General features: G+C 66.7%; 19 protein-coding genes and 1 pseudogene. 7 read left to right on the top strand and 13 right to left on the bottom strand.

Features of this window, described 5'->3' with window-relative positions; genetic code table 11:
• Nucleotides 1–3: 3 nt before the first annotated feature.
• Together FK531_RS07475 and FK531_RS07470 are read left to right on the top strand one after the other, a co-directional pair.
• Nucleotides 4–939 (top strand): S-4TM family putative pore-forming effector, encoded by a 936-nt coding sequence (locus FK531_RS07475; protein WP_142097144.1) that lies wholly within the window; start codon nucleotides 4–6, stop codon nucleotides 937–939.
• Complete coding sequence (locus FK531_RS07470; RefSeq protein WP_290367607.1) at nucleotides 936–1,805, top strand: nucleotidyltransferase domain-containing protein; 870 nt, start codon at nucleotides 936–938, stop codon at nucleotides 1,803–1,805. The genes FK531_RS07475 and FK531_RS07470 overlap by 4 nt, the downstream gene beginning before the upstream one ends.
• Nucleotides 1,806–1,822: 17 nt before the next feature.
• Here the strand turns inward: FK531_RS07470 and FK531_RS23055 are convergent, their stop codons facing one another.
• From FK531_RS23055 to FK531_RS07460, 3 genes are all read right to left on the bottom strand, one after another.
• Nucleotides 1,823–2,284 (bottom strand): helix-turn-helix domain-containing protein, encoded by a 462-nt coding sequence (locus FK531_RS23055; RefSeq protein WP_435531036.1) that lies wholly within the window; start codon nucleotides 2,282–2,284, stop codon nucleotides 1,823–1,825.
• A gap of 141 nt (nucleotides 2,285–2,425) precedes the next feature.
• Nucleotides 2,426–3,379: an esterase/lipase family protein gene (locus tag FK531_RS07465; protein WP_142097138.1), complete on the bottom strand. Its 954-nt coding sequence runs from the start codon at nucleotides 3,377–3,379 to the stop codon at nucleotides 2,426–2,428.
• A gap of 81 nt (nucleotides 3,380–3,460) precedes the next feature.
• Complete coding sequence (locus FK531_RS07460) at nucleotides 3,461–3,937, bottom strand: SRPBCC domain-containing protein (protein ID WP_142097135.1); 477 nt, start codon at nucleotides 3,935–3,937, stop codon at nucleotides 3,461–3,463.
• A 16-nt stretch (nucleotides 3,938–3,953) separates the two neighbouring features.
• Here FK531_RS07460 and FK531_RS07455 point away from each other — a divergent pair, with 16 nt between their 5' ends.
• Nucleotides 3,954–4,280 (top strand): ArsR/SmtB family transcription factor, encoded by a 327-nt coding sequence (locus tag FK531_RS07455; protein ID WP_142097132.1) that lies wholly within the window; start codon nucleotides 3,954–3,956, stop codon nucleotides 4,278–4,280.
• Between the two features lie 808 nt (nucleotides 4,281–5,088).
• Here FK531_RS07455 and FK531_RS07450 read toward each other — a convergent pair.
• On the bottom strand, nucleotides 5,089–6,795 hold the full coding sequence (locus tag FK531_RS07450; RefSeq protein WP_142097130.1) for a sulfatase family protein: 1,707 nt from the start codon (nucleotides 6,793–6,795) through the stop codon (nucleotides 5,089–5,091).
• 496 nt (nucleotides 6,796–7,291) lie between these two features.
• On the opposite strand from FK531_RS07450, the gene FK531_RS22295 reads away from it, so the two are divergent.
• Entirely contained in the window at nucleotides 7,292–7,834 is a 543-nt protein-coding gene (locus FK531_RS22295) for a hypothetical protein (protein ID WP_181762855.1), read from the top strand.
• 18 nt (nucleotides 7,835–7,852) lie between these two features.
• On the opposite strand, the gene FK531_RS22290 is transcribed toward FK531_RS22295, so the two are convergent.
• Together FK531_RS22290 and FK531_RS07440 are read right to left on the bottom strand one after the other, a co-directional pair.
• Entirely contained in the window at nucleotides 7,853–8,020 is a 168-nt protein-coding gene (locus FK531_RS22290) for a hypothetical protein (RefSeq protein WP_181762854.1), read from the bottom strand.
• 54 nt (nucleotides 8,021–8,074) lie between these two features.
• Nucleotides 8,075–9,610 (bottom strand): FUSC family protein, encoded by a 1,536-nt coding sequence (locus tag FK531_RS07440; protein ID WP_142097127.1) that lies wholly within the window; start codon nucleotides 9,608–9,610, stop codon nucleotides 8,075–8,077.
• Between the two features lie 50 nt (nucleotides 9,611–9,660).
• Here FK531_RS07440 and FK531_RS07435 point away from each other — a divergent pair, with 50 nt between their 5' ends.
• Nucleotides 9,661–10,173: a MarR family winged helix-turn-helix transcriptional regulator gene (locus FK531_RS07435; RefSeq protein WP_142097124.1), complete on the top strand. Its 513-nt coding sequence runs from the start codon at nucleotides 9,661–9,663 to the stop codon at nucleotides 10,171–10,173.
• A 70-nt stretch (nucleotides 10,174–10,243) separates the two neighbouring features.
• On the opposite strand, the gene FK531_RS07430 is transcribed toward FK531_RS07435, so the two are convergent.
• Genes FK531_RS07430 through FK531_RS07420 form a run of 3 tightly spaced genes read right to left on the bottom strand, consistent with a single transcriptional unit; the run spans nucleotide 10,244 to nucleotide 12,764 of the window.
• Nucleotides 10,244–10,498, bottom strand: coding sequence for a hypothetical protein (locus FK531_RS07430; RefSeq protein WP_142097122.1), 255 nt, complete (start codon nucleotides 10,496–10,498; stop codon nucleotides 10,244–10,246).
• A gap of 14 nt (nucleotides 10,499–10,512) precedes the next feature.
• Nucleotides 10,513–11,685 carry a fatty acid desaturase family protein gene (locus FK531_RS07425; RefSeq protein ID WP_142097120.1) on the bottom strand — a complete coding sequence of 391 codons (1,173 nt, stop codon included), beginning with the start codon at nucleotides 11,683–11,685 and terminating at the stop codon, nucleotides 10,513–10,515.
• A gap of 41 nt (nucleotides 11,686–11,726) precedes the next feature.
• Nucleotides 11,727–12,764, bottom strand: coding sequence for a ferredoxin reductase (locus FK531_RS07420; RefSeq protein ID WP_142098162.1), 1,038 nt, complete (start codon nucleotides 12,762–12,764; stop codon nucleotides 11,727–11,729).
• A 229-nt stretch (nucleotides 12,765–12,993) separates the two neighbouring features.
• Here FK531_RS07420 and FK531_RS07415 point away from each other — a divergent pair, with 229 nt between their 5' ends.
• The gene (locus FK531_RS07415) at nucleotides 12,994–13,632 is read left to right on the top strand and encodes a TetR family transcriptional regulator (protein ID WP_142097117.1); all 639 of its coding nucleotides are present in this window, start codon (nucleotides 12,994–12,996) and stop codon (nucleotides 13,630–13,632) included.
• A 64-nt stretch (nucleotides 13,633–13,696) separates the two neighbouring features.
• On the opposite strand, the pseudogene FK531_RS07410 reads toward FK531_RS07415, so the two are convergent.
• A pseudogene (locus FK531_RS07410) lies at nucleotides 13,697–14,386 on the bottom strand (HNH endonuclease family protein); the annotation flags it as partial.
• Between the two features lie 154 nt (nucleotides 14,387–14,540).
• A complete protein-coding gene (locus tag FK531_RS07405) occupies nucleotides 14,541–15,041 on the bottom strand; it encodes an anthrone oxygenase family protein (RefSeq protein ID WP_142097114.1) in 501 nt (166 codons plus the stop codon).
• A 201-nt stretch (nucleotides 15,042–15,242) separates the two neighbouring features.
• Between FK531_RS07405 and FK531_RS07400 the strand changes: the two genes are divergently transcribed.
• Nucleotides 15,243–16,184 (top strand): AraC family transcriptional regulator, encoded by a 942-nt coding sequence (locus FK531_RS07400; RefSeq protein WP_142097111.1) that lies wholly within the window; start codon nucleotides 15,243–15,245, stop codon nucleotides 16,182–16,184.
• 5 nt (nucleotides 16,185–16,189) lie between these two features.
• Here FK531_RS07400 and FK531_RS07395 read toward each other — a convergent pair whose 3' ends face one another.
• Both FK531_RS07395 and FK531_RS07390 read right to left on the bottom strand, forming a co-directional pair.
• Nucleotides 16,190–17,152 (bottom strand): endonuclease/exonuclease/phosphatase family protein, encoded by a 963-nt coding sequence (locus FK531_RS07395; protein ID WP_246097993.1) that lies wholly within the window; start codon nucleotides 17,150–17,152, stop codon nucleotides 16,190–16,192.
• 63 nt (nucleotides 17,153–17,215) lie between these two features.
• Nucleotides 17,216–18,448 (bottom strand): PucR family transcriptional regulator, encoded by a 1,233-nt coding sequence (locus tag FK531_RS07390; RefSeq protein WP_220126930.1) that lies wholly within the window; start codon nucleotides 18,446–18,448, stop codon nucleotides 17,216–17,218.
• Between the last annotated feature and the right edge of the window lie 179 nt (nucleotides 18,449–18,627).

Here is an 18,627-nt window from a genome sequence, read left to right as displayed (position 1 = left end):
AAAATGACTCCCACTAACCCCCACGACTATTCCGCGCCGTCCAGCGCATCGATGCTCCGAAGACAGAATGAGCAGGACGCGCTCCGCCTGTTAATAGCTCAGAGGCGTATTCACTCGAAGGCAAAATTCTGGCAGAGCTTGCGCTGGACCGGATTACTATTAATCGGACTGGCTGCGCCGGTCATTTCGGCAGCTTGGCCTGGACTTGCAGTGTTGATGGGTGCTATCGCTGGCGGCTGGCTGTTTCTGGGGCGAACGGCGCTGGAGTGGCGGATCTCCGCACTCACTACTCGCGCAGCTGCAACACAGGAAGCATTTGATTTTTTCGTTTTCGCGATGCCACGGACCGTCATCCGATCGACACTTCCCTCTATTGAGGATATCTCGAAACTGGCAGGGCCTGACGCTGAACTTCTTTCCGTAGCGGATCGCGAGGAGCTTCTCGGATGGTATCCGATCAACGAGGCAGACTCAAATGAAGTGGCGGTTGCGATCGCCCAACGAGCAAATGCCTCGTACTCCGATCGATTGCTGAGGACAACGGTGACTCTATGGATCGCATCATCGATTGTCTGGGGTATCGCATTGGTAGTGCTTAGTGTCATCGCGAAGCTCCCGTTACCAACCTTTCTCGCCGGCGTGCTACTCCCTGTACTTCCCGCCTCTCTCGACGTAGTCGAGTACATCGTAAGTATCCGGCGTGCGGCGCGGGACCGAGGAGATCTTGCTCGTTCGATTGAGGGTCGACTTACGAACACATCGGGCCAAGCCTTGGAAGGGCAAGATCTACTGGTCTGGCAGGACCGCATGTTCGAATTGCGGAGGTCAACGCCACAGGTACCTGATCTGCTTTACCGGCTCACGCGCAGAAGCAACGAGGCCGCAATGAAGTCCGCTGCAGATCAGCTCGGCCGCCATGCACGGGAGTTCCACGGATGACATTGACGACGAGCCAAGCAATGGCACAGTTCCTCGACGATATCTCCGTCACGGACTATCAAAAGACCTCGATCATCGAGGCTCGCAAGAATCGTGTCATCGAGAACTTGACGACGGCCTTTCCCGCGACGAGCGATCTTCCATTCTCTCGCGCTGTCCTAATGGGTTCAGCTGCAAAAGGAACCATTATTCGACCTATCGACGACGTCGACGTACTGGCTGTCTTTTCCAATGTCAACAACGCTTGGAGTAAGTACCAATACGACTCCCAATCGTTCCTCTATCGGATTCGCAAGGCGTACGACGGGTTGTCCACTGCGCAGGTTGGAGCGCGCGGTCAGGCAGTGCGCATCTTCTTTCAGAGCGGTGGACACGTTGACGTTGCACCTGTGTTCTCTCATGGCAATGATGTCTATGGCCTTCCGAAGGGCGATGGCGGGTGGATCAACACGTCGCCCACAGTGGCAAATAGCTGGTTCACGAAGCGCCATGCCGAACTCGGCTACAACTTGTCCCCGCTGGTTCGACTGCTCAAGAAATGGAATGGGGCACACTCTAAGCGATTACGCTCGTTCCACCTCGAAACGATGGCTGCGCATGTCTTCAGTACGCTGGGCAGCAATCGACAGAGTGGGCTGACCAGCTTCTTCGAGTGGGCGCCGAACCACATCGATGTAAGTGACCCGGGTGGACAGTCGGGATCGTTGAGTGGCTATCTCTCGTGGACCGCGCGCCAGGAGGTTATCCAATCATTCCGAACCGCCGCCGATCGCGCTGCGAAGGCGAGAGCGGCCGAGGCAGATGGCGACCACGAGGAGGCCAAGAGGTTGTGGCGCATCATTCTTGGTTCGACGTTCCCAAACTAAGGTATCGAGGTTCGGACCTATTTCCATCTATTTGCCACGGGTGGTCGCATTTCAACGCCGGCTCGCTTGAGTGCCTTGCCAACCGTGCTCGTCCCGATGTTCAGTTCCTTGCCGATCTGCACTGTCGACATCCCTTCGCGGTAGAGCTGCGTTGCTCGATCAACCACTCGCGGCGTCATCTTCAATGATGGTCGAGCTGCCACGCCAGCGCGTCGTAGGTGGGCGCTGACGGTTTGCCGATGTATTCCAAAGTGGTCAGCTAGCTCGTAGATGGACGCTCCACGTCGGTACCTGTCCGCCAACTCCAGCAACTCGTCTGGCTGAAGCTTTCGATTTGCTCGATGTGCCGCCCTGTCGCTCGCAGGTCCTGTAGATCGCCCGATCTCCGCTGGAATCGACGCCCTCGGATCGACGCCAATCTCACCGATAAGCCGCTGAAGTGGGGTTCTTTGGCTTGAGACGGCTTCACGCAGGCGCACTGAGACACTGCCGGCCTCCAGCCGGGGTGCGCCCGCGCGAGGGTGTGAAAGCGTGTCACGCAGGCGCACCGTCACACTGCCGACGTCCGGTCGGCATGCGACCTCCGACTCACTGCAGCCGCCGAGTCGGCGCGGTTCCCTTCACCGAAGTGGCGCCCCCGTGTTCGGCTGTACGGCCAGGCACGGCACCGGGCGCTGGTGTTCGGGATCGAGCGCGTTGAGCACGTGCCCGGCCGCGACGGGCGAGCCGGCCATGCCCATGTGGTGCGACATGTCCTGCGGGCACTGGTCCTGCACGACGATGTTCGTCGTGTTCGGCCCGGGGACGAAACCGCTGGTGTAGGGAACGACGATGTCGTCGTAGCGGGTCATGATGTTCGTGTAGGTCACGCCGGGCGCGTACAGGCCGCCGTCGTTAATCTGCCGGATGAACTCGGACCCGGGTTCCATCTCGAGGCAGGCCGCGCACGCTCGGCCGATGAGTTCCCGCTGCGCCGGGTCGAGGGCGTAGGGCGCACCGATCTCCGGGTCGTCGACGGCTGGCGACTGCCCGCCTCCGCGCCACAGCGGGGTCAGCGACACGTACTTGTCCACCTTCGCGGCTCCACCGAGGAACTTGACGTAGTAGTTCGGCATCAGCGTGCCCTGGGAGTGGGCAACGACGTCGACCTTGTCCGCCCCGGTCGCGGCGAGGACGTCGTCGACGAAAGCGCCGAGCTGGTGCGCGCTGTCCTTCATCGAACCGATGCCGCCGATCGCACTCAGCGGCCAGGCCGTGCCGGGGATCGTCCCGTACGTGAGCGCGAACACGCAGTAGCCCTCGTTCCGCAGCAGCGGCACGTACGTCGACCAGTTCACCTGGCGATTGAGAAACGTCGCGTGCACGAGGACGACGGGACGAGGATGTTCGGCGGTCGGTTTGCAGGACCAGTCGTTCGAGTCCGGTAGCGATCCACCGGGGTTGGCCGCTTCGGCCCGCACTCCGACGGTGATGTCGTGAGGCACCGGAAGCGGCGCTGCGGAGACCGGGCCCACGAGCGCGACCAGCGCCGTGGATACCGCGAGCACGATCGACGCCACGAAAGATGCACGCATGGACACCCTTTCACCAGATCCGACCCGGCGCTCCCGGCAGTTGGAAGCTACCACCGCACCACACCGGCAGTCCCGTCGCCGCTACTTGTAGAAGCCGTCGCGAAGGTTGATGCCGTGTTCGACCCAGACCTTCAGCGCGGCGAGCATGCCGGTCCAGCCCTGGCAGTTCCCGAATGCGTGCGTCGCGCCGTCCTTGGTTGGCAGCCAGGCTGATTCGGTGATCGTCACGAGGGTGCGGGTGTCGTCGTCCACGGGTTCGAACTCGAAGGTGGTGGTGGTCTTCCCGGTGTCGCCGGCGGTCGCGGTGCCGTCCCACTCGATGACGATGCGCCGTGGCGGCTGAGCATCGATGACGGCGACGGGGAAGGCACCGGGGAAGTCGTGGAAGTCCCAGGTGACCTCGGCCCCAGCCTCGAGTCGACCGCGTGCGCCGCCGGTAGTGAAGTACTTCGAGAGTTGCTCCGGGTCGGCAACGACCTCGTATACCTCCGAGCAGGGGCGCGAGACATGGCCGGAGACAGTGAACGTGAGCTCGGTCAGGCTGGTCGAGTCATTCATGTTGTAATTTTACAACATGAATGTGGACGGCGGCGAGGGCGCGGACGACGACATGGTCTTCAAGGCGCTGGCCTCCCGCACCCGACGCCGGATGCTCGACGCCCTCAAGGACTCCCCCTGCACGACCGGCGAACTCTGTGCCCACTTCCCCGAAATCGACCGCACGACGGTGCTGCAACACCTTCGAGTGCTCGAACGGGCGGCGCTGGTCACCGGCCGCAAGGTCGGACGCGAACGACGGCTCGCACTGGCACCGATGCCGATCAAGCGAATCCACGACCGCTGGATCGGCGAGTACACCCGCGCCGCCGTCGAGCTTCTACACCGACTCGGCGGCGAATGAGGGAGCCGCCTCGGGGCAAATCCCCTATGCCGCCGAGGCCCCCGTACTTTCCCCTAATCTGCCGCTCAACCGTTCCCATCCGAGACCGCGCCCGGTACTAATTGAGCCGATGGCGCTGCCGGACCCCCGACCCGGCGGCGCCATTTCCATGTCGCGGCAGGCTTCGACCGCGGCGGTCTACGAACGGCGACCCCACCGCTCCCCACCTTGTCGTGCTGTACGCCGTACAGCGCCCCTGACATGCGAAAGCTCGACCGCCGTAACCCCATTGGAGTGGGTCGTCCCGAATCTCCAACGGCCGATTCCCAACTCGTCGCCGTCGTCGAACCAAAGATCCAACCGAATCAGACAAGGTGATGTGCAACGCAACGCCGTCCGCGGACGATAGTCCTGGGTGAGGTGAGTTTCATGGCAGGACACTGCACCGACCGGTCCGGTCGGCCCGACCGCGAGAGCGTGGCGGCTCTCCCCTGCCGCTCACCACCGATCCCGCCGCCACGGCGACGACGGAGTCACCCCGCGCGCGGTCGCGGGGAGCGAGGATCCGTCGCCGCGCTCGTCGACAGGTGCGGTCCAATCCCGCGCCGGCCGCCGATCGACGCCGCGTCACCAAGCAGGACCCGATAGCGAAGGCGATACGACAATGGAATTTCTCAACAGCCTGGTCGACATTCTGGGCAAGCTCATGACCATGATGGGCAACAAGCCTGGCGGCGGCGGCAGTACCGGCAGCCTCGGCGGAAGCCTCTAGCGCTCGACCCGTCGCGGGCCCCGGCAAACCTGCCGGGGCCCGCGCCCCTTCGCCGTGTCACCCCGGCGGCGTCGTCCCGGTCGCCGCCATCTTCGCGTACAGCTTCCCGTGCATCTGCGCCTGCAGGTCCGGTTGGTAGTGCCCCGTGTTCGCCGGATTGGCCAGATTGTGCAGCTCCTGCGGATCGGCCTGAAGATCGTAGAGCTCGTACTGAGACGGCGCGATCCGCGCGGGGTCGAAATACATCGCGTACTTGTACCTGCGCTCCCGGATGCATCGCATGTGGTTCGGCTGGGTGACGATGAACTGACCGTCCGGGGTGGCGCAGTTCTGGTCGTCGTAGGTGAACAGGACGTTGTCCTGCACGGTCACGCTTGGCGACGCGGGGTTCGCGGCGGCGTCGTCGATCACCGGCGTCAGGTCGGTTCCGAGGAAGTTCCAGGCGCCGCGGTCGGGCACCCCGGCCAGCGTCGCCAGCGTCGGCATCACGTCGATCAACGACGCGAGGGCACCGGTCCGCACGGCCTGCGGGAACATCACGGGATTGCTGATCACCAGCGGCACCCGGAGCGTCTCCTCGTAGGCATTGAAGATCTTCTGCCGCAGGCCGCCGTGCGAGAGCCCCATCTCCCCGTGGTCGGAGATCCGGACGATCACCGTCTTCTCGACCAGACCGGGTTTGGCCTCCAGCGCGTCGAGCACGCTGCCGATGTGACGATCCACCACCTTCTGCAGGTAGCCGTAGAAGTTGACGTAATTGTGCGCGGACTGCGGACCCAGCAGCGGTCCGAGTCCCGCCGCCAACAACACCTGCGACTGCACCTGCGCGGTGGGCTTGTAGTTCGTCATCAACGATTCGTCGATGGTCGGCGGCAGGTCGATGCCCTGCTCGAAGCAGCCCGGCGCCGCCGAACCGTAGTTGTCACAGTCCCCCTCGGCCGCGTTCCAGGTCTGCGGGTAGGCCAGCAGGTCGTGCGGGTTCGCCATCGACACGACCAGCGCGAACGGAGTATCACTGTGTGGGTCAACGGAATTGAGGAACTCGACCGCCTCGTCGGCGATCTTCTGGTCGCGGTTCGCGCAGCCGCCACCGAAGTTCGCAGGATTGGTGTCCTGACCCGCCTCCGGCGGCTGCCATCCCCTGAACCCGTAGGCCGCCACGTCGTCGGGACTCGCGTCGCCGCCGTCGACACCCTTGCTCATGTGCCACTTGCCGCGGAACTGGACGTCGTAGCCCGCCGACGCCAGGACCCGGGCCATGTTCTGCGTGGCAGTGGACAGCACCGGTTCGGTCGGCGACACCGTGCCGCCCGTGGTGAGTGTCGCGACCACCCCGTGCTGCGCGGGATACAGCCCGGTGAAGAACGTGCTGCGACTCGGCGAGCACATCGCGGCCGCACAAAAGGCGTTGTCGAAGGACAGGCCGCGGTCCGCGATCCGTTGCCGGTTCGGCAGATTCCGCTCGGCCCAGCCCGGCGGCCAGTACATCGGGGGGCGTTCCTGGTCGGTGACCAGGATCAGGATGTTCGGACGCTTCGGACGATTGCCCGATGCCGCGCGGGAGAGCGGTTTCGCCTGTGCAACACCGGATTCCGCGACGACGCCAGCGGCCACGCCCGCTGCGAGCAACGCACCCGCACCACCGAGGAAGGTCCGACGCGGCACATCGCCACCCCCGGCGCCGCCGTTGCCGGTCGCCGGATCGCCGCGCCCCGAGTGTCTGCGCTCCGCCTCCACCGCACCACCTGTCACCTGAGTCGTCATGACGAATTCCTCCTCGAAACGAAGCGGAAAGGCAGTGAACGTGGACGGTCGATCAACACGTGTGCGCTTGCGCAGGTTACCAATTCGAATCGCCCGCCGGTGCGGGTTCGCGAGGCGGGGGACTGCACCGCGCTCCCCATTCCACCAACGGGCCGCCCGCGGGCGCGGTACAGTCGAACTCTGATTTTTGGCGACCCTCCGAGGAGCGCTATGGAAGCAGACCGAGCTGCGGGCACCGGCGCGTGCGCCGAACGGCATACGTAGGTTTTCGCTCAACGCGAGCTCAATCGCGAAACTCCGAGCTCAATCGCGGACTCCGAGTTCGCTCGCAAATTCTCTGATGTGGGTGGCCGCAAGTGGCGCGGCGCCCAAGGGTCGGGCCCAGGCATCGGGCCCGTCGTCGTGTTCGACTCAGTGTCGCGTCCGACTCGGGTCGTGTCTGGATAGCCGTCGAGATCAAATGGGGATCGCCGTGAAAATGGCCAAGGCTCTTGTCATGCCCGTGCTCATCGTCGCCGCACTCGGATCAGGCGTGGGAACCGCTGCCGCACAACCACAGCTGCCACCGCTGCCGCCGCTGCCCGAGCTGCCGACGCTCCCGCCCATGCCGCCGCTCCCGACGCTCGAACTCCCCGTTCCCGCACAGGTGGACCTGCCGCAACTTCCGGCCCCGCAGCTACCGGCCCTGCCTCAACTGCCGGGCCTACCCCAGGTCCCCGCCCCGCCCCAACTCCCCTCCGCCGCAGAGGCCTCCGGCATGGTCGCCGACCGCGCCTGGCCCGACAACCAGCCCAAGCGCGAGGCCTTCCAGACCATGACCAACGAGATCGGCATCGGCTGGGCGAACGGCGGTCAGCAGAGGATGATGGCCGGGTCGGTCGTCGGCCTGCTCATCGGCTGCGTGTCGATCTTCCCGAACTTCATGGCCGGCTGCATGATCGGCAATGTCGTAGGCGCCGGCATCGGTGCGGTCATGGGCATCGACGAGGGCAACCCGAAGGCGCGGCCCTCGGTGGAGAAGTTCCTCGCGACGCCGTGACGTGCGTGAACGACCGGGTCAGGCGGCGCCCTTGCGCACGACCGTCAGCTTCGACAGCCGCGACGAGATACGCCGGTCCTCGCCGTCACGGAGCAGGGCCATGCCCGACCTGACCTCTTCCACGACCCAGGTGCCTGCCGTGTCCGAAATATGGACCAGGTCTCCGGCCTGCACACTCTCGCTCATCGGATCATCGCCTCCACGCTCGACGGGCGCACTCGACGACCGCGCCCCCAGTTTTCAGGTACGAACAATTTTGACATCTTCCCCCGCATCGGCGGCAGGGGAGGCTGGAAGATGCTGCCGATCCGAGCGACTGATGGTCACGGCGGCGACAATGACGCCCACCGCAACCCCGACCAGGGTGTCCACGACGCGGCTGACACCGATCTCGGGCGAGATGTCCGACCCGAGCCCGACCATGAGCAACGCCATCGGGGTGACCGCGAGCGAGGTGAGCGCGTAGTTCCGGGCGGCCGTCAACTCGGCGGTCACCTGCAGCACCACGATCGCGACCACCGTCTGCCAGTACCCGAGGCCCGCCCCGATCAGGACCGCGGCGACAACGGCGCCGCCGACGTTGCCCAGCAGCCGCTGAATCCCGCGCTGCACCGTCAACGCGTACGTGACGCCCTGCATGGCCGCCATCGCGCCCATCGACGCCCACAGCGGATGGTCGAGCCCGACCGCCGCGGCGAACCAGCCGGCGCAGACCGAGGCGAGCCCGATGCGCATCGCATTGCCGAGGACCACCGGCGACCGCACCCCGGCACGGCCGACCGTCAGGAACCCCTCGGGCCGCGGCAGCGCCAATGCCCGGACGCTCGCACTACTGTCAAAAATTGTGCTGCGGCGCTTGACCTTCCGCAGTTCTGCCTCGTGCCGGACCACGTCGCGCAGCCGCGCCGAGTCGCCTGTCGCCCACTCGTCGACCGCCGCCTCCGCTTCGTCCAGCAGCGCGACCAGGTCGCGGTGGTGCCAGGACGCAGCGCCCCGAGCACCACTGAGCGCCAACTTCTCCCGAGCATGCGCGATCGCGGCGCGCGCCGGCCCGGCTACCTCGCCCGCGGCGCCGCCGGACGACGGCGCCGGTGACGCGCCGCGCTCGAGCGCGGCGACCGCAGCGAGCGCACGCGCGACAGCCAGTCGGGCGGGGCCGAGCGGCAGCACCAGCAGTGGCGCCGCGGCCGCGAGCAGTCCCACCGTGGACCCGATCGCCGCTGCCAGGCAGGACCCCACGAGATCGCCGGGTGCCGTGACATGGCTGACCGCAGCGGTGGCCGCGAACACGAGGATCACCGGGCCCGGGCCGGCGATTCGGAAGGCCGAGACCGCGGCCGCAGCGACCGCGGCACCGACCGACATGAAGGCGACCTCGGCCCACATCGGCGGGTGCGCGAGCGCGAGGAGTCCGCCGCCGGCGACGAAGACGACGAGCAGCGCTCCGACCAACGTCACCTTGGCCGCGACCCGGACCAGCGGCTCGTGCCGGGCGAATGCGGAGGCCAGCGCGCCGAGCACCGCGAAGCCGGCGTACTGCCGCAGGTCCAGCAGCCCGCAACCGACGAACACCAGCGCGGCCGCGATGCCCACGCGCATCGAGGCCGCGACAGTCGCGTCCGCGGGCCGCACCTCGAGCGCACTCCGCCAGGTGGATACGGAGACCGAGTGCGCGAGCGCGCCACGGGACTGCCGCAGCCGGTTCGCGGCGGCGTCGGGGCGGACGGAGGCGTCGGGAGTCGTGGTGCGCACGCACCCATGGTAGATGTATTTCATTTGTAAAATACATATGAAACAGTGTGAAACCGGTCGCTTAGGATGTGCGCATGGGCGACACCGGTAACTCCCCCGACTTCGTCGACGGCGTGCGAGCCGAATGGGCCCGGACCTATCCCCAGGTGGACACCTCCCCGATCGAGGTGATCGGGCGAATCACCCGGATCGGCTCGCAGGCACTGCACCAACTCGACCGAGCGCTGTCGCCGACCGGTGTCACCCGCGTCGAGTTCGAGATCCTGTGCGCCCTGGCCCGCGCGGACCGGCCGCTGCGCGCCAGCGAGGTGACCGCGGTGACCATGACCAGCGGTGCGTCCACGACAAAGCACGCCGACCGCCTGGCGAAGGTCGGACTGCTCGAGCGGCTGCCGTTCGAGCGCGACGGCCGAGTGGTGCTGCTGCACCTGACCGAAACCGGGCGCGCCCTCGTCGACAGCGAACTGCCGCGCCGTGTCGAACGGGACCGCCGACTACTGGACGGACTCGACGACCGGGAGCGCGAGACCCTCGCGGCGCTGCTGCGGCGGGTGTCACGCAACGCCGAGGCCACCACCGGACCGTGAGATGACGAACGGGCGATTCCCGGAGTATCGGCCGACAGCCGACACCGGGAACCGCCCGTTCGCGGGACCGCTACTTCCGCGGGTCGGACTCCCCCGCGCCGAACTCCTCGTCGGGGTCCGTGCGTGCGGCCGTCCGCCCCTCGTCGGCCTGCGCCTTCTTCGACGCCTCGCGCATCTCGATGCCGTCGCTGATCCAGTCGCCGATCTCGCGGGTCACGTCGCGCACCGCGCCCGCGATGATCATCGCGATCTTGCCGACGTGGGTGGCCCCGGACTCCGTCAACTCCTGGACGGTGTCCTTGCGTCGCTCGAACTTGCTCACCATGGACGCGTCACCTCTCACACTGTGGCCTTCCGACGTTCGACGATAACACCGGTCGGCGGGGTCGAACCGGTCAGAAAGTCGGGCAGCGCGAGCGTGAAGATCTTGCCCCACACCGAGCCGATCTGCTTGAAGAAGCCGCCGGTGTTGTAGGGCAGGCCGTTCTTCTCGCAGAGCGCCCGCACGCGCGGCGCCATCTCCGGATAGCGGTTCGCCGGGATGTCCGGGAACAGGTGATGCTCGATCTGGTGCGAGAGGTTGCCGGACATGATGTGGAACAGCCGGCTGCCCTCGATGTTCGCACTGCCGAGCATCTGCCGTACGTACCACTGGCCGCGAGTCTCCTCGGCGGTCTCCTCCTCGGTGAAAGTCTGTACGCCGGTAGGAAAATGACCGCAGAAGATGATCGAGTACGTCCACACGTTGCGCACCAGGTTCGCACTCGCGTTGCCCAGCAAGGTCGTGACGAAGAGCGGCCCCGTCAGCAGCGGGAAGACGACGTAGTCCTTGAGCACCTGGCGGCCCGCCTTGCGCCGCATCCCCTGCAGCAGCGGCTTGACGTCGTGCCACTTGCGCTTGCCCTTGATCACGTTCTCGGTCTCGAGGTCGTGCAACATCACGCCCCACTCGAAGAGCATCATCAGCGCGAACGCGTAGACCGGGTTGCCGAGGTAGTAGGGGTGCCACTTCTGCCCCTGGTCCATCCGCAGGATGCCGTAGCCGATGTCGCGGTCGCGGCCGACGATGTTGGTGTACGTGTGGTGCATGTAGTTGTGCGAGTGCCGCCACTGGTCGGCCGGACACACGGTGTCCCACTCGAACACCCGCGAGTTCAACCCCGGCTCACGCATCCAGTCGTACTGGCCGTGCATGACGTTGTGGCCGATCTCCATGTTGTCGAGGATCTTCGAGACGCCGAGCGCGCCGACCGCCGCGAGCCAGAACGGCGGGAGGAAGCCGAGGTACATCAGGCCGCGACCGGCAACCTCGAAGCCCCGCTGCGCCTTGATGATCCGGTAGATGTACTCGCGGTCCTTCGCGCCGAGATCGGCGACGACCTCGGCTCGCAGGGCGTCGAGGTCGCGTCCGATCTCCTCGACCTGCTCGTAACTGAGCACGACGGGGTCGGTGGACGGGTCGTGCTTCGCGCCGCCGAGCAGCGGCAACGTCGGGAGGGAAATTCCGAGCATGGGAGTTCTCCTTGATCGGTGTGGAGTCAGATGTCGACGACTCAGATATTCAGAGATACGTCGCCGACTGGCGCGTTGACGCACAACTGGATCGGCTGGTCCGGATCGGAATCGAGTTCGCCGGTGCGCAGGTTGCGGGTGCACCCGGAGGTCTTGACGGCAGTGCAGGTGAAGCAGATACCCATCCGGCACCCGAATTCGGGTGTCAGACCGGCAGACTCGGCCTGCTCGAGCAGGCTGGCCCCCGAGTTGTCGGTAGTGACCCCAGACGCCGTGAAGGACACTTCGCCGGTGGCGTCGTCGTCGGCGGGGGCGAGCGTGGGCGTGAACTCCTCGACGTGCAACCGGTCGCCGAGACCGACTGCGTCGAAATGCTCACGCACCGACCGCATCAGCCCGGACGGCCCGCACAGGTAGGTCTGCCCGTCGGCGTGCCACGGGGCGGCCGCGTCGAGGTGGCCCGGCCCGAAGTACCCGTGCAGGTCGCCGTCCCCGGAACGCGTGTACGCGAGGAGCAGACGCAGATTGTCGTGCCGGGCAGCCAGATCTGCCAGCTCGGCGCGGTACACGACGTCGCCCTCTGCGTGCGCGTAGTGCAGGAAGGTGACGTCGCCGGCATACCCCTCGTCGAGCAGGGTCCGCAGCATCGACATCACCGGGGTGATACCGCTGCCGCCGCTGATCAGCAGGACCTTCTCGGGACGCTCGACGGGCAGCAGGAACACCCCGTCGGCCTGCGACAGACTGACCACCAGGCCGACCTCGGCGTGCCGGTACAGATGCTGCGAGACCAGGCCCTCGGGATGTGCCGTGACCGTGAGTTCGATGCTGCCGTCGGCGCGGTGCTCCGAGCACGCGGGCGAGTAGCAGCGGGTGTGCCGGACACCGTCGATAACCACCCCGACCTGGACGAACTGCCCGGCGGCGAAGCCCTTCCACTGCCGGGTGGGCCGCAACACGAGGGTGACGGAGCCTTCCGTGGCACGGCGCACAGCGGTGACCTCGGCGCGGAGGTCACGGACGGTGGCCATCGGGTTGACGAGTTCGAGGTAGCGGTCGAGCTGGTGCGGCGTCGCCATCGCCTCGAGCAACGACACCAGCGACGGCCGGCGCCGGCGGGTTCGGGTCTGCACGGTCACTGCAACCTCCTGCTGTGGGCCTGTGGCGTACGGTCGATCCACTTTTCAGTGCACACTCGTACACAAACAAGTGTGACAGGAAGTCCCAGGTAGATGTCAACCCCTAGCAGGATGTGACGCCGATTACAGGGTCGGTGCAGCCTTTGACGGTGTACAGCCATACACTCGAATGGTGAGCGAGCCCGAAAGCAGAGCCGAACGCAAGGAGCGCACGCGGCAGGCGCTACTCGATGGCACCCTGGAACTGCTCGAGGAGCGCAGCTTCGCGAGCCTGAGCCTGCGCGAGGTGGCCCGTTCGGCGGGGATCGTCCCGACCGCCTTCTACCGGCACTTCGCCTCGATGGACGAACTCGGCGTGGCACTGGTCGAGGACAGCATGCGCATGCTGCGCCGGATGCTGCGAGACGCCCGACGCGACCCGAGCACCAAGAACGCGAGCGTCTCGCTGGACATCCTGCTGCGGCAGGTTCGCGCCCACGAGGGCCAGTTCCGCTTCCTCAGCCGTGAACGCTACGGCGGCGTCACGGAGGTGCGCCGGGCGATCGCAGCCGAACTACGGCTGTTCTCGAGCGAACTCACCATCGACCTGTCGCGCATGCCCGCGCTCGCGAGCTGGGAGGTCGAGGATCTGGAGATGGCGGCCGACCTGATCGTCGGCGCGATGATGTCCACGGTGATCGACGTGCTCGAGGTGGATCACCCCGGCGGCCGCGAAGAGCGTGCGGTGATCGACCGGGCCGAGCACCAGCTGCGGCTCATCATGATCGGCATGGGCGGCTGGCGCCCGACCCACCACCGAACAGGGTGATGGGGGCCTTCAGCCTGTCAGACCGAACGAAGGTTCCCATCACCCTGATCTGAAGGCGCCGTCAGCAGGAGCCGAGCTCGCGCGCGATCGCGTCCTTCTCCGCCTGGGTCACCCACAACTTGTAGGCGGCCTTGACCTCGACCTGCTTGGCGACGTAGGTGCAGCGGTACGACTTGTTCGGCGGCAGCCAGGTCGCCGCGTCGCCGTCGGACTTCTGCTGGTTGGTCGGACCGTCGACGGCGAGCAGGTTGCGCGGGTCGTTGGCCAGGTTCCGGCGGGTGTCGACGTCGAGCTGCTGGGCGCCCTTCTGCCACGCGTCGCTGAGGGCGACCACGTGGTCGATCTGCACCGCGGTCGAGGTGTCCTGGCCGCGGGTGAACTGGATCCGCTTACCGGTGTACGGGTCGTTCAGGGTGCCGGTCAGCACGATGCACTGCTTCTTACCCTCTTTGTACGTCTTGTCCGTCAGGTCACGGTCGAGAATGTCGTTGCGGGTGTCGCAACCGTTGTGACCGCCCGCGACGGCGACATCGTCCGACCAGGCCTGCCCGAACTCGTCGCGACTGTATCCGGTCTTGGGCGCGCGGCCCTTGACGGCGAGGGTGTCGAGCAGCGCCAGGGTGGCGGACTGCTCGACCGCGGGCCCGCCGCCCGAACTACCGAAGTTCGAACTGCCGGTGGGCGCGGCGTCGGCCTCGGCCAGCTGCGCACTGCAGCCGGTGAGGGTCAGTGCGGCCGTACACGCGGCAATCATGATCAGGCGCGGGCGGGCCACAGTGTGGAAACTCAAGGGGGAACTCCTTACTCGGGAACAGACCGAGAGGAGTATGCCGGGTTCCGCACCCCGAGCAGGCACGGCACGCGGCGGAAGACTTTGGGGTGATGCAGATTACGAGTCTGCCGGGACCTCAATCTCGAACGGCGAGCACCCACTGGGCCACTGCAAGGCACGCGAACGCCGCCGTGGAGGTGACCGCACGAACCACGTTCCAGCGCACCCACGTCGACTCGAAATGTGCACGGACGGAGCCGAGATCAGCGATATGGTCGAGTGATCCGGCTGCCGCGAGATCGTCGTTGAGTGGAACGTTGACCACGGACGTCACGACCAGAACCACGAGGTAGAGCACCAGGGCGGCCACGACCCACGGCAGTGCCGGACGCCACGGCGCACGCAGGTGCATTCCCACCGCGAGAACCGTGAAGGCCAGGGCGCCACCGAAGGCGAGGGCGAACCAGCCGTTGAGGATCGCGACGTTGATCCGTTGCATCGCCTCGACGAAGGTTCGGTCGTCGGACGCATGCAACCCGAGCATGACCGAAACCGCAAAGCTGTAGAACAGGCCGGCGATCAGTCCGGTACAGACGGTCGCCCCGAACAGCGCACCACCACGAATGAGGGAGAACATGATTCGTCAGCCTTCCGACACGCCGGTGGTCGCGGCGTCGGGCGCCGCCCCCTGACGTCCGGTCTTCCCGGTGCCGCCGAGCACGAGTGTTGCTGTGGTGTCCTTCGCATTCGTTGTCATGCATCCAGTCAATCGTCCGAAGGCGAGACGATCCATAGTCGACAGGCGCATTTACATACGCAAGCGTCTAGGCTCGATCCCATGGACCCACTCGCCGGACTCCTCGACGGACCCCGCTCGCGCGGAGCCTTCCTGCTCCGCTCGATTCTGTCCCCACCCTGGTCGCTGCGCATTCAGGACCACGCGCCGCTGACCCTGGTGGCGATGGTCCGAGGTCGGGCATGGGTCGCGCACGACGGCGCAGACCCGGTGCCGATGCACCAGGGCGACGTCGCGGTGGTGCGCGGACCCGACCCCTACACCGTCTCGGACCGTCCGGGCACCACCCCGCAGGTGATCGTCCATCCGGGCCAGATCTGCACCACACCGGATGGCGAATCACTCAGCGAGGCAATGGACCTCGGCATCCGAACCTGGGGAAACAACGCCCACGGCGAGGTCGTGATGATCACCGGCACCTATCAGGTCGGCGCCGCGGTCGGCGATCGACTGCTTCGCGCCCTACCCCGCCTGCTGACGGTCCGCCGTGACGAGTGGGACAGCCCACTCCTCCCCCTGCTCGGCGACGAGATGGCCAAGGACGAACCCGGCCAGGACGTCATGCTCGACCGTCTGCTCGACCTCGTGCTCATCACCGTGCTGCGGACGTGGTTCGCCCGGCCGGAATCCTCGGCCCCCGCCTGGTACCGCGCGCACGGCGACGACGTGATCGGCCCGGCCCTGCGCCGACTACAGAACAATCCCGCGCACCCGTGGACGGTCGCCTCACTCGCGTCCGAGGTCGGCGTCTCCCGCGCGAGCCTGGCTCGGCGGTTCACCGAGCTGGTCGGCGAACCGCCGATGTCCTACCTGACGGGGTGGCGCCTCACCCTTGCCGCGGATCTCCTGCGGACACCCGAGGCGACGATCGGCGCGGTGGCACGCAAGGTCGGCTACGGCAGTTCGTTCGCGCTCAGCGCGGCCTTCAAACGCGTGCACGGCATGAGCCCACGGGAGTACCGACAGTCGCTCGACGCAGCGTGATTCGATCAGCCGAGTCCCGCGGTGCCCTCGAGCGCCGGCACCGCGACCGTGGCGACCACCCCGCGATGGTCCGAGCCGGGCAGGTCGACGACGCCGGCACTCGTGGCCGTCGCACCCGCGACGAGGACGTGGTCGATCGCGAGTACCGGCGGCCACCAACGGTCGGCAGGATAGGTCCGGAGCGCACCCGCACCGGATTGCTCTGCGGCGTCACGGTATCCGTCTCCGAGCAGCTCGCGGAACTGGGCATTGTCGTAGGTCGAGTTGAAGTCGGCACCGACGATCACCGGCTCGGCATCCTGGTAGAGGCGCTGCAGGATGTCCTTCACCTGCACCATCTCACGCGCCCAGATGCCGGTCTGCGCACGCGGCACCGGTGGCAGCGGGTGCGCAGCGACCACCACGAACGGCCGCTGCCCGGGCGGAATCACCCGTACCGACACCATGTTCATCACGAACCCCATGTGCTCGGTCTGCCCGGAAATCGGGTGGCGACTCCAGATCCCGGTCCCGCCGCCCAGTTCCGTCGGACGCAGGTACCGGAACGGCAGCACCTCGTCGAGTCCCACCTCACCGAGCCGGGGCACCGCCTCGGGCGTCAGCTCGTTGACCGTCAGGATGTCGACGTTCCTCGACTTGACCTGCGCGACAATACCTTCCATATCGCTGTTGCCGAAGTAGACGTTCGCCTGCATGACGGTCAGATCGGACGCCCCGTCCGGCCGCGCGTCCCCGACGTACAGGGGGAGCTGGGTCCACACCGCCACGGCCAGCACCGCCGCCGCCACGACCGATCCGATCCACCGCCTGGTGGAAACGAGCGCGAGCAGGCCGGCCGCAGCGCAGGCCATCAGGACCGGCGCGAACGAGGCGAGCACGACGAGCGTGGTCGCGGTGGTGTCGAGATAGTGCGCCCCGACTCCGACCGCGGCCGAAAGCACCGCCAGCCAACCGAGCACAATCACCACACGTCGGACCCACACCATCGAATTCCCCCTCGAGATCGGGTCCAGCATGCCCGATGCCGACTCTCAGCCCAGCGCCCGCCGGGCCACCAGTGCCGCGCCGATGTGAGGGAGGTCCGCCGGGTCCGACGGAGTGCGACCGATGAGCTCGGCCACCCGGCGCATCCGGTAGTCGACGGTATTGGCGTGCACGTCGAGGGCGGCGGCGGTGGCGCGCCGGTTCAACCCGTTCGCCACGTAGGTCTCGAGGGTCTGCATCAGCTCGGGCTTGCCCACGAGCGGGTCGAGCAGCGTGGCCAGTTCGCGATGCGCGGCACTCGGCCTGCTCAGCTGATACTCGAGCAACACGTCCTGCAGCCGGTACAGGCCGGGCGGTCGTCCCGCGCGCCCCACGAGCGCGACGATGTCCGCGGTCAGGGTCACCGCGTCCGGCACCTCTCCCGGGGCCGCGACCACTCCCGCGACCCACATGTCGGCACCGATCACCACACGCACCCGCTCGATCGTCGCGCGCAGTTCGTCCCAGTCCGGCGGCGACGCGGAACACGGGATCAGCGCGGTGCCGCCCCCGCTGTCGATCACGGTCAGCGCCGGCTCCCCCGTGATCCGGTCCAACTGCCCCTGCAGGCGACGCAATTTGCGGCGGCTCGCAACGGTGCCGCTCACCCCCGACCCGCGCTCGTCCGCGTTCTCACCGATCGCCAGGGTCAGCGCGAGGTAGTGCGGAGCCAGCCGAAGTCCGGTCCGGTGCACGACGGCGTCGAGCGGATCGCCCGCCACGAGCGCCGACATCAGCGAGCGCCGACCCGAGTTCTCCTGACTCTCCATGATCTGGCGTTCCTCGAGGTACGCGGCGCTCACCGCGATGGTGAGCCTGCGCAGGAAGTCCAGGACCATCGTCAACAGGACCTGCACGTCGCGCATGTCACCCGGCTGTGCCGCAGCGAACAGATCCTGCGAGGACATCCCGATCCCCAGGTGATATGCGTGCAGGACCGCCTCGAGCGGCACGCCCTCCTCCGCCCTCCGCGCCGCGGAGTTGCGTTGCTCGACGAGCTCGGAGTCGTACGCGGCACGCCGCTCGAACACCAGCGTCGCGAAGAGCTCCATGTTGCGGTGCACGATCTCGGCGATCTCGCCGTCCACCTCTTCCCGGGGCAACGCGCGGTACACAGGCGACTCGTCGACCAGACGGGCGATCACCCGCGCGGTCAGATCCGCCGCGCGCGCGGACAGCCACTGCGACGCCGGGCGTCCGGCAATCTGCAGCGGTCGGTTGGTCCGACTGTTATCCGTCACAACTCCCCTTCGCTCATACCGGACAATACGACCCTTCGACGGACTGTGTGTGATTGACGTCACGTAGTGCGCACGATATGCCACCGCAGCGTCGCGCGGTCGAGAGGTTCGGTGTCGACACCCACGGTCGCCGTCACGCAATTGACCGGACGGTGACACGCGTCGCGGTAGTGTTCCGG

The organism is Rhodococcus spelaei (genome assembly GCF_006704125.1).
Taxonomy (GTDB): domain Bacteria; phylum Actinomycetota; class Actinomycetes; order Mycobacteriales; family Mycobacteriaceae; genus Rhodococcus_G; species Rhodococcus_G spelaei.
Note: the sequence above shows the minus strand (reverse complement) of the source record. Positions and strands in the feature narration are given on the sequence as shown.